This is a genomic window from Parazoarcus communis SWub3 = DSM 12120 (assembly GCF_003226565.1).
Taxonomy (GTDB): Bacteria; Pseudomonadota; Gammaproteobacteria; order Burkholderiales; family Rhodocyclaceae; genus Parazoarcus; species Parazoarcus communis.
The window spans coordinates 26,170-38,720 of sequence record NZ_QKOE01000005.1 but is presented as its reverse complement, the minus strand read 5'-3'; the positions used below and the strand labels follow the sequence as shown (position 1 = coordinate 38,720).

The following is a 12,551-nucleotide window of genomic DNA, read 5'->3' as shown; positions in this document are numbered from 1 at the left end:
GGTGGGCACGATGTCCATCAGCCCCCGCAAGGGTTCAGCGCCCGGTAAATGCCGGTGGCCGCTTCTGCATGAAAGCCGCCACCCCTTCGCGATAATCCGACGAACGGCCAAGCTCGCGCATGTAGTCGCGCTCGAGATCGAGCTGAGCTTCGAAATCGCGGGTCGAGGACGACCAGATGGCCTGTTTGGTCCGTGCAAAGCCCAGCGTGGGGCCTGCCGCCAGTCGCGCAGCGATGTCATCGGCGGTTGCCATCAACGACTCATCATCCACACACTGCCAGATCAGCCCCCAGGCCGCGGCCTGCTCGGCAGGCAGCTTGTCACCCAGCAACGCCAGGCCCAGTGCCCGTGCAGGTCCCAGGGCACGCGGCAGGATCCACGAACCTCCGGTATCCGGCACCAAGCCAAGCTTGGCAAAAGACTGGATGAAACTCGCCGAGCGTGCCGCCACCACGATGTCGCAGGCCAGTGCCAGATTGGCCCCGGCCCCAGCCGCAACGCCGTTGACCGCGGCAATGACCGGCAGCGCCAGGTCACGCAGCGCCAGCACCAGCGGCTTGTAGTTGTCCTCGATCGAACGCCCCAGATCAGGCGCCTCGCCGTCGGCCGACACCTGGCGGTCGGACAGATCCTGCCCGGCGCAAAAGCCTCGACCGGCCCCGGTCAGCAACAGCACCCGCACCGAGCCCTCCTCGCGGCCACTGCGGACGGCCTGAAGGGCGCTGCGGATTTCCGCATGCATCCGGGTATTGAAGGCGTTGAGGCGTTCAGGCCGATTCAGCGTCAGCCGCGCCACGCCCTGCTCGACCCGATACTGGATGGTTTCGAAGTTGTGACTCATCGCGGGATCCTCCTCAGCGGCGAGCGACCAGGCGAGCCTGATCACCCGGCCTGATACTCCATCCAGTTCGACTTGGGCGTACCGCATTCCGGACAGACAAAATCCTCGGGGACGTCTTCCCATCGGGTGCCGGCGGCAATGCCCTCTTCCGGCAGGCCGGTAGCCTCGTCATAGGGAAAGTAGCAGGCGCTGCACTGATATTGAGCCATGGTGATTCTCCGTTGTGGGCGGGGGTGCCCGTTGGGTAATGGAATTGTTGTGATGAATGCTCACCGGATCGATGAGATCAGGGTAATGGGTTGGTGCTCATGGGTACGCTTCAGGACCGGTCATCGCCCTGACCGGCCTGTGGCAGCACGATCAGCTTGCCAGCCACCTTGCGTGCAGCCAGACTGCGCATTGCATCGACCGCGCCCTCCAGCCCGCAGGCCGCGGTGACCGGGGGTTGCAGGCGGCCATCGGCAAAGTGCGCCAGCACATCGGCCACCTGTCGGGCCGCTTCAGCCGGCTCGCGCCGCATCAGCTCATCCCAGAACACGCCTGACAGCTCGCAGCCCTTGAGTAGCAGCAGGTTGGCCGGAATGCGCGGAATCTCACCCGCGGCAAAGCCGATCACCAGCACCCGGCCACGCCAGGCGGTAGCACGCAGTGCCGCTTCGGTGTACGGACCGCCGACCACATCCACCACGATGTCTGCCCCGTTCCCGCCCGTGGCGGCCTTGACGGCATCCTTGAGGTCGGTCGTGGTGTAGTCGATCAGCACGTCGGCACCGTGCGCGCGGCACAAGGCCAGACGTTCGGCGCTGCCGGCCGCAGCAATCACACGTGCGCCCGCGGCCTTGGCAATCTGCACCGCGGCCAGGCCCACGCCGCCGGCAGCCCCCAGCACCAGCACCGTGTCACCAGCGCGGATACGGGCGCGATCATGCAGGCCGAACCAGGCCGTGCCATACGTCACCAGCCCGGCCGCCGCGGCGCGAAAATCGACTGCGTCCGGCAAAGGCCAGGTCTGCGCGGCGCGGGCGCGACAGACTTCGGCATAGCCCCCATAGGAGGTAAAGGCGCAGACCCGGTCACCGGGCCGGACGTGACTCACGCCCTCACCCACCGCCACCACCGTGCCTGCCACCTCGCCACCCGGCGAAAACGGCAGGGCGGGCTTGACCTGATACTTGCCCTGTACGATCAGGGTGTCGTAGAAGTTGATGCCAGCCGCCTCCACCCGGATGCTCAGTTCGCCGGCCGCGGGGACGGGTTCGGGCAGCTCGCCGACCTTCAGCGCGTCGAGCGGGGCGTAAGCCTGGCAGATCAATGCACGCATGCTGTCTCCTCGAATTCAGAACACCGATTCAAAACGGCGCGCCGGCAGGGAACACCGGGCTACGCCGCTCACGCACCGCAGCCAGACCCTCGCGCACTTCCGGGCCGGTAAAACCCAGCATCTCCAGTGCCACCGAATTGTCGAAGATGGGGCCGGCCTGACGCAGCCAGTTGTTCAGGCTGTGCTTGGTCCAGCGCAACGCAGTCTGCGGTCCGGCAGACAGCTTGCCGGCGATCTCCATTGCCGTCTGCATCAGCGCCTCACCGTCCACCGCCATCGACACCAGACCGATACGCTCGGCCTCCTCGCCGCTGATCTCGCTGGACAACAGCAGGTGCAGCTTGGCCTTGGCCATGCCGCACAACAGCGGCCAGATGATGGCCGCATGGTCGCCGGCCGCGACGCCGAGCCGGGTGTGACCGTCGATCAGGCGTGCATCGCGGGCGGCGATGGAGATGTCGGCCATCAGCGCCACGGCCAGGCCACCCCCTACGGCGGGACCGTTGATCGCCGACACGATGATCTTGGAGCAGTTGATCATGTTGTAGACGATGTCACGCGCCTCTTTCCACACCCGCGCACGGTGCTCGAAATCCTCGACCATGTCGCCGACCAGCTCCAGCGTGCCGCCACCGGAAAAGCCCTTGGCCTGCCCACGGACGATGATCACCGACACTTCGGGGTCGCGGTCCAGGTCGCGCCAGATGTCGGCCAGCTCACCATGACCGGCATGGTCGGCGACCGGCAGCTTGCCGTCACGGCCCATCACCACCTCGACAACGCCGCCGGTGTGGCGAACGACTTGCAGACTGGTATAGCGGCTGTAATCCATGTTCGATTGATCCTGTTCGTTCGGCAGCGGCGGGCACTCAGCCCGCATCGTTCAAGAAAGCGGCAAACCGTGGCCGCCAGAAATCGTCCGAGATCGGCACCGGCCGCAGGGTCTCGGCCGAGGCCATGACCACCTTCAGGTGGCCGCGCACGCGCAGTTGCTCGCCGGCATAGGCACCGATCTCGAGCTTGAGCGAGGCGTTGCCGATCTCGCGCACCCGCAGGCGAAAATGCAGAAGATCACCGTAACGCGAGGGGGCGAGATACTCCACCTCGAGCCGCACGGTGGGAATGCCCAGACGGTGTTCCTCGTGCAGGGCATGGAAATCCACCCCCAGCCCTTCGGCAAACCAGTCTTCGACCACCTCGTTGAACAGCTCGACATAGCGCGGGTAAAACACAATGCCAGCCGGATCGCAGTGGGCGAAGCGGATGCGTTTGGCGCGTTCGTAGATCATGCGCTCACACCCCCAGATGCTTCTGGATGAGTTCGGGATTGTTGCGCACCTCGGTACTGGCCCCGTCAAACACCACCTGCCCCTTGACCACGATCATCGAGCGGTCGGTGATCGAGGTGACCGCGGCGTGGTTCTTGTCCACAATCACGGTGGCAATGCCGCTGTCGCGGATCTCGCGGATCACCCGCCAGATCTCGCGCACGATCAGGGGCGCCAGGCCTTCGGTGGCCTCGTCCAGGATCAGCAGGTCGGGGTTGGTCATCAGCGCGCGACCAATGGTCAGCATCTGCTGCTCGCCGCCGGACAGTTGCCCGCCACCATTGTTGATGCGCTCGGCCAGCCGCGGGAAGGTCTGCATCACCCGCTCGAAGGTCCAGTCGCGCTGACCGTCGACACCGGCACGCGCCGCCATCTGCAGGTTCTCGCGCACCGACAGGTTGGGAAAAATGCCACGGCCTTCAGGGACGTAAGCGATGCCCTGACGTGCGATACGGTGGGTCGGCCCACCCGTCATCACATCGCCACGCACACTGACCGTGCCATGACGCGGCTTGACCAGACCCAGCATGGAGCGGATCAGCGTGGTCTTGCCCATGCCGTTGCGGCCCATCAGCCCCAGGGTTTCACCCTTGTGGATGCAGAAATCCACACCATGCAGGATATGGCTGGACCCGTAGTAGGTATGAAGCTCCCGGGCTTCGAGCAGGACATTAGACATGGCCATCTCCCAGATAAGCGGTCTGTACGTCGGCGCTGTTGCGGATCTGCTCGGGCGGACCCGACTCCAGCACCACGCCATTGACCATCACGGTAATGGTGTCGGCCACCGCGAACACTGCATCCATGTCGTGCTCGACCAGCAGGATGGCGCGGTTCTGCTTCAGTCGCTTGAGCAACTCGACCATCTGTGCCGACTCCTCCGAGCCCATGCCGGCCAGCGGTTCGTCCAGCAACAGCACCTCGGCATCGGTGGCAAGCACCATCGCGATCTCGAGCTGACGTTGTTCGCCATGCGACATGGTGCCGGCGATACGCTGCTCGCGGCCAGCCAGCCCGGCCTCGACGATGGCCGCCCGCGCCCGCTCAAGGGTGTCGGTCAGCCCGAGTGCATCGGTAAAGATCTTCCACGGCCGGGGGTTGCGCGACTGCGCTGCCAGGCGGCAGTTCTCCAGCACGGTAAAGCCGGGAAAGATGTTGGTGCGCTGATAGCTGCGGCCGATGCCGATCTTCGAACGCTGTGCCGCACTCAGGCGGGTGACGTCCTGGCCACGCAGCAGAATGCGCCCTTCGGACGGCGGCAGGTCGCCCGACAGCATGTTGATGCAGGTGGACTTGCCGGCGCCATTGGGGCCGAGCAGGGCATGCAGCATGCCGCGCTCGAGGCTCAGGCAGACGTCCTGATTGGCCGCCAGCCCGCCAAACCGGCGGGTCAGCTTGTCGGCCACGAGCAGGACATCGCCCTGTGCGGCCGGTGCGGCAGACGCCGTGCCGCGAATCTGCAGATCGGCCTCAGCCATGCTTGCTCTCCTGGTTGAGCTTTTTCAATACCCGCCCGGGCAGGGCTGACAGACCGCCCGGCATGAACAGCACCGCGGCGACAATGACGCCACCCATCAGCAGCTGCCAATGCTTGGTCCAGTCGGCAAACATCTCCTGCAGGCCGATGAAGGCAAAGGCGCCAATCACCGCACCGGCCAGGTTGCCCATGCCGCCAAGGATGACCATCATCAGCACATTGCCCGACTGGTGCCAGGACAGATACTCCGGGGTCACGAAGCCGAACAGCACGGCGTAGAGAAAACCCGCCACACCGGCCAGCCCGCCCGCCAGCGTGAACGCCGCCAGCTTGTAGCGGAAGGTGGCGTAGCCCAGCGACTGCATGCGGTGCTCGTTGCTGCGGATGCCGACCAGCACCTTGCCAAATGGCGAGCGCAGCACCAGGGTCAGGAAAACGAACACCGCCACCAGGGCCGCAACCACGAAGTAATACAGCTGCAAGGGCTCGTCGAGGTTGAACGGCTGCCAGCCGGCGATGGTGGCGTCGGGCTTGAAGTTCACATAGATGCCGTCCGAGCCGCCCCCCAGCGCGGTGTCATGAAAGATGAAATACACCATCTGGGCAAAGGCCAGCGTCACCATGATGAAATAGATGCCCTTGGTGCGCAGCACGAACAGGCCGATGACAAAGGCCGCCGCCGCCGCGGCCAGCACGGCCGCCGGCAGTGCGATCCAGAAATTGGCCGGATCGTACTTGGGTGTCAGCAAGGCCACCGTGTAGGCGGCAATGCCAAAGTAGGCCGCGTGACCCAGGCTGACCAGCCCGGTAAAGCCCACCAGCAGATCCAGGCTCATCGCAAAGATGCCCAGGATCAGCATCTTTGCCACCATCTCGGTGTAGAAGCTCGAGCCGAAGGACGGAAACACGATCAGCCCGACCAGCGCAGCCAGTTTGAGAACGAGTGCAATACGGGGATTCATGGCCGTTTATCCTTTCTTCAGAATGCCTTCGGGCCGCCACAGCAGCACGATGGCCATGACCAGGTAGACCGCCAGCCCGGCAAACTCGGGCACCAGCACCTTGCCGAAGGTGTCGGCAAAGCCGATCAGCAGGGCCGCAATCAGCGCCCCCCACACCGAGCCGATGCCACCGATGACGACTATCACGAAAGAGATGATCAGCACGCTGCCCCCCATGCCCGGGTATACCGAAGAGATCGGCGCCGCGAGCATGCCGGCCAGCGCGGCCAGCGCCACACCCAGCGCAAACACGGTGCGGTAGAGCAGATTGATGTCGATGCCCAGGGCCTGGACCATGTCGCGATCATGACTGCCGGCACGGATCATCATGCCCAGCCGGGTACGCTGCATCAGCCACCACAGCCCCACTGCGAGCGCAATGCAGACGGCCGAGATCAACAGGCGATAGACCGGGTACGACAGCGTGTCGGATAGCGGAATCGAGGCCGAGAACAGCGCGGGGATATTGACCCCATGCACATCGTCGCCAATGGCGAGGCTGCGCAGCTCCTCGAAGATCAGGATCAAGCCATAGGTCAGCAGCACCTGCTCAAGATGGTCGCGCTTGTACAAGTGGGCGAACAGCAGCCACTCGAGCAAGGCACCAAAGATGAAAGCCAGCGGCAGACCCAGCACGATGGCCAGCATCAGGTTGCCGGTCAGGCTGGTCAGCGCGAACGCCAGATAGGCGCCGATCATGTAGAAGCTGCCATGCGCCAGGTTGATGATGCCCATGATGCCGAACACCAGCGTCAGGCCGCTGGCCACCAGGAACAGCAGCAAGCCGTACTGGAGCGAGTTCAGGATCTGGATCAGGAATATGGTGAAATCCATGGATACGCCTTCCCCTCCGGGCACGAGCTGCCCGGATGCGGTCTCTCTGATTCGGGGGCCCGCGGCGACCGATGATGGCCGGCCGCCGCGGACGCGGTCTTACATGCGGCAGCCGCGCGCCGGGTCGGCGAGCTTGGCGGCAGCAACGCTGACCACCTTGTTCTCCTGCCCTTCGGCCTTGCGCAGGTAGATGTCCTGCACCGGGTTGTGCGCCTTCGACAGGGTGAAGGCGCCGCGGGGGCTGTCGATGGTGGCGGCTTCCATGGCCTTGATCATGGCCGGCTGCTCCAGCTTGCCGCCCTTGACCGCATCCAGCCCCGCCTTCAGCAGTTGCGCAGCGTCATAGCCCTGCACCGCATAGACGTCCGGCTGCAGCTTGTAGGTGGTGGCGTAGGTGTTGCGGAAGGCCTTGTCCTTGGCATTCTCGAGCCCGTCAGCGTAATGCAGCGCGGTCAGCAGGCCCTCGCCCGAACCGCCCATTGCCGCCAGCGTGCCATCGGTGAGGAAGCCGCTGGAGTACAGCGGAATACTGTTCTTCAGGCCGGCAGCCTCATAATCCTTGACGAACTTCACCGCCCCGCCACCGGCAAAGAACACATACACGGCCTCGGGCTTGAGCGAAGCAATCTCGGTCAGCAGGGCCTGGAACTCGACGTTGGGGAAAGGCAGGGTCAGGTGCTTGAGCACCTTGCCACCGCTGGCCTCAAAGCCCTTGGCGAAACCGTTGCTGGCCTCGTCGCCGGCCGCGTACTTCCACGACATCGTCACCGCGGTCTTGTGCCCCTTCTCGGCGGCGACCTTGCCCATGGCGTAACCCGGCTGCCAGTTGCTGAACGAGGTACGGAACACATTCGGGGCACAGAGCGGCCCGGTCAGCTCGTCGGCGCCGGCATTGGGGATGATCATCAGCGTCTTGTTGTCGCGGGCCACCTTGGCCATCGCCAGCGCCACGCCGGAGTGCACCGTGCCGACCAGCACGTCGACCTGATCGCGCTTGACCAGCTTGTTGGCGTTCTCGGTGGCCTTGGCCGGATCGGATTCGTCATCGACGACGAAGTACTCGACCTCGCGGCCGGCCAGCGTGCCGCCCTGCTCGGCGACATACTGCTTGAAACCATTGGTGATCGCGGTACCCAGTGCGGCAAACGTCCCGGTGTAGGGCAGCATCAGGCCAACCTTGATCTTCTCGGCGGCCTGGGCGGCGCCGATCGGCAGCAGCGCGCCCACGGTCAGGGCGGCGAGGGTGCGGACTGCATTGCGACGTGCTTGTTTCATGGATGTCTCCTCCTGTTATTGGATGAACGGGCGGTGATGATCACCGCCCCGGCCTTACCAGGCCTGACTCCGGTTGGCCTGAAAGGCCGCCTGGATTGCTTCCCAGTCCTGGCTGGTCAGATGACGCTCGGCCAGCGGCAGGACGATTTCTTCTTCTTTTCTCATGTGTTCCCACAGGAACTCGGCATAGGCATCGAGGCTGCGCGCAAAGGCCGTCAGGTCGCCACTTTCGCGCCCTGCCCCCATGGCCCGCCGCACCGAGGCCAGCAGGTTGGCGCATACCTGATGCTGACCTTCGAGCTCGTCCAGGATGACATCCGCCTCCTGGGTGCGCAGCCGCAGCAGACGGAACAGGGTTTCATCCTCTTTCGGGTGGTGAACCCGGTCGGGAATGGTCTCGATGTAGTCGAACATTGCCTGGAATAGCGGGTAGTCAGGCTTGTCGCGGCCTTCGCGCACCGCCTCGAGGTGGGCTTGCAGGCCCTTGAGCACGGCCCCCATGGACTTGTGCTCGTCCTTGATGATGTCGATCGCAAGCGTCATCGCAGTCATGTGTCGGCTCCCTCTCGGTCAGCGTGCGGTGGCCGCGCGCAGCTTGAAGCGCTGGATCTTGCCGGTGGCCGTCTTGGGCAGCTCATCGACGAACTCCATCCAGCGCGGATACTTGTACGGTGCAAGCAGGCGCTTGACGTGGGCCTTGAGCTGCTCGCGCAGCGCATCGTCCGCCTCGAGGCCGGGCTTGAGCACGATGTAGGCCTTGGGCTTGATCAGCTTGTCGTCATCCTCGGCGCCGATCACGGCGGCCTCCAGCACCGCCTCGTGGGCAATCAGCGCCGACTCGACCTCGATCGGCGACACATAGATGCCGCTGACCTTGAGCATGTCGTCACTGCGTCCGGCATAGATGTAGTAACCCTCGGCATCGATCTGGTACTTGTCGCCACTGCGGGTCCACGGCCCCTGGAAGGTGGCGCGGGTCTTCTCGCGGTTGTTCCAGTAATAGGCCGCCGCGGTCGGGCCGCTGATCTGCAGCTCACCCGGCACGCCGGGCTCGGTCACCTCCATACCTTCGTCGTCGATCAGGCGCACCGCATAGCCCGGCACCGGCTTGCCGGTGGTGCCATAACGCACGCTGCCGGCACGGTTGGACAGGAAGATGTGCAGCATTTCGGTAGAGCCGATGCCGTCGAGGATATCCACGCCAAAGCGCTGCTGCCAGCGCTTGCCGATCTCCTCCGGCAGCGCCTCGCCCGCCGAGGTACAGGCGCGCAGGCGCATTTCGTCGGCAGTCGGACAGTCCGCACTGGCCAGCATCGACGCATACAGCGTGGGCACACCGTAGAAGATCGTCGGCCGGTGCCGACGCAAGCGCTCGAATACCGCCGCCGGTGTCGGCCGCTCGGCCATCAGCACCGCGGTAGCGCCCACCGCCAGCGGAAAGGTCAGGCCGTTGCCCAGACCATAGGCAAAGAACAGCTTGGCCGCGGAGAACACGACATCGCTCTCGGCAATGCCGATCACCGGACGGGCATAGAGCTCCACAGTCTGGATCAGGCTGGAATGGATATGTACCGTTCCCTTGGGTGCGCCGGTCGAGCCTGAAGAGTAGAGCCAGAAACAGGCATCGTCGGCCAGTGTTGGGGCCGCGTCGAAATCGTCCGTTCCGCCTTCGAGCAGCGCCGCGAGGCTGTCTTCGCCCGGGTTGGCAGTACCCGCCACGACAATGCGCTCCAGCGTATCGACCTTGCCCAGCAAGGGCTCGAACAAGGGCAGTAGTGCAGCCGACACCACCGCCACACGGGCGCGGCTGTCGGTCAGCATGTACTCGTAGTCGTGCGCGGTCAGCAGGGTGTTGACCGCGATCGGAATCACACCGGCCTTGATCGCACCGAGGAACACGGTGGGAAACTCCACGGTGTCGTGCACGCACATCAACACGCGATCTTCCTGGCGCAGGCCAAGCACCTCGCGCAAGGCACTGGCGCAGCGATTGACGCGCCGCGCCAGCTCGTTGTAGCTGTAACTGCCGGAATCGTCGATATAGGCGATCTTGCTGCCGCGACCGGCCTGCAGGTTGCGGCCAATCAGATCGTCAGCCGCGTTGTAGCGGCGCGGAATGTCGATGACGGGCGGACTGCTGCGATGGTCCGCCACACTCAGGGTGGGCATGGTTGTGTCTCCTCTAGGTCCTGCAAGCCCCCGCCCGCCCGGTCTTTCTGCCGGTGTCGATGCGGTACGGGAGGTGTTCAATGGGGTGGGCGCTGCCTCACTGACGGGTGAATTCGATCGCGCCATCCGGCAGCAGGTAGAGCACATATGCGCGACCACCCGACACCGTCGGCCGGTGCACTGTGCCCGGGCCATAGACAAACCAGCCGGCGCCGTGGCCATCGAACTTCGCGTCCCCCTCGAGCGGCATGATCATGTCGATCTCGCCGTTCGGATGGGCATGCTGCGGTCCCACCACATCGCGCATCTCGACCACATCCACGCTATAGCCAGCCAGCGCGGTACAGGGCTTGATCACCCGTCCGTACTTGATGCCGCCATGTTCGCGCTCGCACATCCAGCCATCTGCCACGGCCTGCTTGCAGGCGGCGGCAATCTCGTCGAACTCGGCGCTGCCCGGCGGAAAGCGCGTATTGAGAAAGTCGGCCAGCGCCGCATCGACCGGCTTGCCGGCAATCTCGGCGGTAATCCTGGCAATCAGCGCCTGAAAGGTGTCAGGGGTCATAGGGTTCTCCTGTCGGTTCCGATTTGGTCCGGTATGCGGATGCTCATGCCCATCGGACATCAAGGCATCGCAACCGGGCCACCTTCCACAAGGGAAGGCAGCCGTCTTCAAGCGCCCAGCAGCGCGGCATCCACCGCATCAGCGGACAGCGCATCGAGCAGGGCCGGACTGCCCTGCACCACATAACGACGGTGATACATCGCCAGCGCGCGCAAGCCGCCCAACTCCTCGCCGCCACCCGCGCGCCCCGCCCCGCCGTGCAGACAGTTGGGCATGACGTTGCCGTGACCGGTGTGCTGATTGCCCACCGTGCCATCGACCACCATCACCCGACCATGCAGATCGGCAATCGCCGGTACCAGCGCGGCAAGGAAGGCCGCACTGGCGGAATACACCGAAGCCACCAGCGAACCGCAACCACGACGGGCCATCGCGATCGCGTCGGCGATGTCGCCATAAGGCAGCACGGTTGCCACCGGGCCGAACACCTCGACGTCATGCACATATTTCGCCATCAGCCCCTGATCGCAATACAGCAAGGTGGGCTGGACGAAGGCCGCAAGTGCGGGGTCGGCATCCACGGGCACGAATCCTTCGCCACCGCCGAACACCACCCGTGCCTCCTCACGCAGCTTGGCCAAGCCTTCGAACGCAGCCGCTTGCTGCGCCTTGCTGACCAAGGGTCCGACCCGTACGGCCTCACTGCGCGGATCGCCGACCGTCATGCCGGCGAGCTTGCCTGCCACCGCCTCGGCAAGCGCGGGCGCGACGGCGGCGGGCGCCAGGATGCGACGGATCGCGGTGCACTTCTGGCCGGTCTTGATCGTCAGCTCACGGACGATCTCCTTGACCGCAAGATCGAACTCCGGACTGCCAGGTACTGCGTCCGGCCCCAGGATTGCGCTATTGACGCTGTCGGCCTCGACATTGATCCGCACCGACTTCGCCACCACGGCGGGATGCATGCGGATGCGCGCGGCGGTATCGGCCGAACCGGTAAAGGACACCACATCGCACTCGCCAACGTGATCGAGCAGATCGCGCGCCGAGCCACAGACAACATTGATCGCACCCGGCGGCAGGATGCCCGCATCGACCACGTCCTGCACCATGCGCTGGGTCAGCCAGGCAGTGGGGGTAGCCGGCTTGACCAGCACGGGTACGCCGGCGAGCAAGGCCGGGGCAGCTTTCTCCCACAAGCCCCAGGCCGGGAAGTTGAAGGCGTTGATGAAGATCGCGACACCGGACAATGGCGTCAGGAAATGCTGCGCCTGGAAGACTTCCGTCTTGGCCAGCGCCACCCGCGCCCCTTCCTTGAGCAGACGCCCACCGCCCAGCACCTTGCCAGCGCGGGCATAAGTCTTGAGCGTGAAGATGGCGCCATCCACATCGAAACCGGCATCGGCCGCGGTCGAGCCGGAGTTGCGCAGCGAGATATCGAAATAGGCATCACGATTTGCTGTCAGCACCTCGGCAATCCGCCCCAGCAAGGCGGCACGGGCTTCGTACGTCATTGCCTTCAGTCCGGCCCCGCCGCTGGCGCGCGCAAAGTCCAGCGCGGCGCCCAGATCCAGTCCATCGGACGACACCCTGACCAGTTCCTCGCCGGTCACCGGGTCGGTCAATGCAATACCGGCGCCTTCGCCTTCCTGCCACCGCCCCTCTAGATAGTTCGCCAGTTTCACCATGTCTCCCTAGTGTTCGTACTGCAGCTCACCTACGCATAAAACATGCAGTAAA

14 protein-coding genes are annotated in these 12,551 nt (G+C 64.7%); all 14 read right to left on the bottom strand.

The features are described from left to right. Nucleotides 1-34 precede the first annotated feature (34 nt). The 14 genes from paaG to DNK49_RS08720 all read right to left on the bottom strand — a co-directional run bounded on the left by paaG (nucleotide 35) and on the right by DNK49_RS08720 (nucleotide 12,499). Nucleotides 35-841 carry a 2-(1,2-epoxy-1,2-dihydrophenyl)acetyl-CoA isomerase PaaG gene (gene paaG / locus DNK49_RS08785; RefSeq protein WP_110524203.1) on the bottom strand — a complete coding sequence of 269 codons (807 nt, stop codon included), beginning with the start codon at nucleotides 839-841 and terminating at the stop codon, nucleotides 35-37. Between the two features lie 41 nt (nucleotides 842-882). Further along, nucleotides 883-1,050 (bottom strand): rubredoxin, encoded by a 168-nt coding sequence (locus tag DNK49_RS08780; protein ID WP_110523976.1) that lies wholly within the window; start codon nucleotides 1,048-1,050, stop codon nucleotides 883-885. A gap of 110 nt (nucleotides 1,051-1,160) precedes the next feature. Then, the gene (locus tag DNK49_RS08775) at nucleotides 1,161-2,162 is read right to left on the bottom strand and encodes an NADPH:quinone oxidoreductase family protein (RefSeq protein WP_110523975.1); all 1,002 of its coding nucleotides are present in this window, start codon (nucleotides 2,160-2,162) and stop codon (nucleotides 1,161-1,163) included. A 28-nt stretch (nucleotides 2,163-2,190) separates the two neighbouring features. Then, nucleotides 2,191-2,994 (bottom strand): enoyl-CoA hydratase/isomerase family protein, encoded by an 804-nt coding sequence (locus DNK49_RS08770; protein ID WP_110524202.1) that lies wholly within the window; start codon nucleotides 2,992-2,994, stop codon nucleotides 2,191-2,193. Between the two features lie 37 nt (nucleotides 2,995-3,031). Continuing rightward, a complete protein-coding gene (locus DNK49_RS08765) occupies nucleotides 3,032-3,451 on the bottom strand; it encodes an acyl-CoA thioesterase (protein WP_110523974.1) in 420 nt (139 codons plus the stop codon). 4 nt (nucleotides 3,452-3,455) lie between these two features. Beyond that, a complete protein-coding gene (locus tag DNK49_RS08760) occupies nucleotides 3,456-4,169 on the bottom strand; it encodes an ABC transporter ATP-binding protein (protein WP_110523973.1) in 714 nt (237 codons plus the stop codon). After that, the gene (locus tag DNK49_RS08755) at nucleotides 4,162-4,968 is read right to left on the bottom strand and encodes an ABC transporter ATP-binding protein (RefSeq protein WP_110523972.1); all 807 of its coding nucleotides are present in this window, start codon (nucleotides 4,966-4,968) and stop codon (nucleotides 4,162-4,164) included. Before DNK49_RS08755 ends, DNK49_RS08760 begins: the two co-directional genes overlap by 8 nt. Then, nucleotides 4,961-5,929 carry a branched-chain amino acid ABC transporter permease gene (locus DNK49_RS08750; protein ID WP_110523971.1) on the bottom strand — a complete coding sequence of 323 codons (969 nt, stop codon included), beginning with the start codon at nucleotides 5,927-5,929 and terminating at the stop codon, nucleotides 4,961-4,963. Before DNK49_RS08750 ends, DNK49_RS08755 begins: the two co-directional genes overlap by 8 nt. Nucleotides 5,930-5,935: 6 nt before the next feature. Continuing rightward, nucleotides 5,936-6,802 (bottom strand): branched-chain amino acid ABC transporter permease, encoded by an 867-nt coding sequence (locus tag DNK49_RS08745; RefSeq protein WP_110523970.1) that lies wholly within the window; start codon nucleotides 6,800-6,802, stop codon nucleotides 5,936-5,938. A 99-nt stretch (nucleotides 6,803-6,901) separates the two neighbouring features. Beyond that, the gene (locus DNK49_RS08740; RefSeq protein ID WP_110523969.1) at nucleotides 6,902-8,077 is read right to left on the bottom strand and encodes an ABC transporter substrate-binding protein; all 1,176 of its coding nucleotides are present in this window, start codon (nucleotides 8,075-8,077) and stop codon (nucleotides 6,902-6,904) included. Between the two features lie 54 nt (nucleotides 8,078-8,131). After that, nucleotides 8,132-8,629, bottom strand: coding sequence for a hemerythrin domain-containing protein (locus tag DNK49_RS08735; RefSeq protein ID WP_110523968.1), 498 nt, complete (start codon nucleotides 8,627-8,629; stop codon nucleotides 8,132-8,134). An 18-nt stretch (nucleotides 8,630-8,647) separates the two neighbouring features. Continuing rightward, nucleotides 8,648-10,246 carry a benzoate-CoA ligase family protein gene (locus DNK49_RS08730; protein ID WP_110523967.1) on the bottom strand — a complete coding sequence of 533 codons (1,599 nt, stop codon included), beginning with the start codon at nucleotides 10,244-10,246 and terminating at the stop codon, nucleotides 8,648-8,650. A 97-nt stretch (nucleotides 10,247-10,343) separates the two neighbouring features. Next, nucleotides 10,344-10,811 (bottom strand): DUF4863 family protein, encoded by a 468-nt coding sequence (locus tag DNK49_RS08725; protein ID WP_110523966.1) that lies wholly within the window; start codon nucleotides 10,809-10,811, stop codon nucleotides 10,344-10,346. A gap of 107 nt (nucleotides 10,812-10,918) precedes the next feature. Further along, nucleotides 10,919-12,499, bottom strand: a complete 1,581-nt coding sequence (locus DNK49_RS08720; protein WP_211170805.1) for a 3,4-dehydroadipyl-CoA semialdehyde dehydrogenase — start codon at nucleotides 12,497-12,499, stop codon at nucleotides 10,919-10,921. Nucleotides 12,500-12,551 lie beyond the last annotated feature (52 nt).

Bases quoted from the DNA above. Each gene is read 5' to 3' on its own strand.
- paaG (WP_110524203.1), bottom strand. From the start codon at position 841: ATGAGTCACAACTTCGAAACCATCCAGTATCGGGTCGAGCAGGGCGTG.
- DNK49_RS08780 (WP_110523976.1), bottom strand. From the start codon at position 1,050: ATGGCTCAATATCAGTGCAGCGCCTGCTACTTTCCCTATGACGAGGCT.
- DNK49_RS08775 (WP_110523975.1), bottom strand. From the start codon at position 2,162: ATGCGTGCATTGATCTGCCAGGCTTACGCCCCGCTCGACGCGCTGAAG.
- DNK49_RS08770 (WP_110524202.1), bottom strand. From the start codon at position 2,994: ATGGATTACAGCCGCTATACCAGTCTGCAAGTCGTTCGCCACACCGGC.
- DNK49_RS08765 (WP_110523974.1), bottom strand. From the start codon at position 3,451: ATGATCTACGAACGCGCCAAACGCATCCGCTTCGCCCACTGCGATCCG.
- DNK49_RS08760 (WP_110523973.1), bottom strand. From the start codon at position 4,169: ATGTCTAATGTCCTGCTCGAAGCCCGGGAGCTTCATACCTACTACGGG.
- DNK49_RS08755 (WP_110523972.1), bottom strand. From the start codon at position 4,968: ATGGCTGAGGCCGATCTGCAGATTCGCGGCACGGCGTCTGCCGCACCG.
- DNK49_RS08750 (WP_110523971.1), bottom strand. From the start codon at position 5,929: ATGAATCCCCGTATTGCACTCGTTCTCAAACTGGCTGCGCTGGTCGGG.
- DNK49_RS08745 (WP_110523970.1), bottom strand. From the start codon at position 6,802: ATGGATTTCACCATATTCCTGATCCAGATCCTGAACTCGCTCCAGTAC.
- DNK49_RS08740 (WP_110523969.1), bottom strand. From the start codon at position 8,077: ATGAAACAAGCACGTCGCAATGCAGTCCGCACCCTCGCCGCCCTGACC.
- DNK49_RS08735 (WP_110523968.1), bottom strand. From the start codon at position 8,629: ATGACTGCGATGACGCTTGCGATCGACATCATCAAGGACGAGCACAAG.
- DNK49_RS08730 (WP_110523967.1), bottom strand. From the start codon at position 10,246: ATGCCCACCCTGAGTGTGGCGGACCATCGCAGCAGTCCGCCCGTCATC.
- DNK49_RS08725 (WP_110523966.1), bottom strand. From the start codon at position 10,811: ATGACCCCTGACACCTTTCAGGCGCTGATTGCCAGGATTACCGCCGAG.
- DNK49_RS08720 (WP_211170805.1), bottom strand. From the start codon at position 12,499: ATGGTGAAACTGGCGAACTATCTAGAGGGGCGGTGGCAGGAAGGCGAA.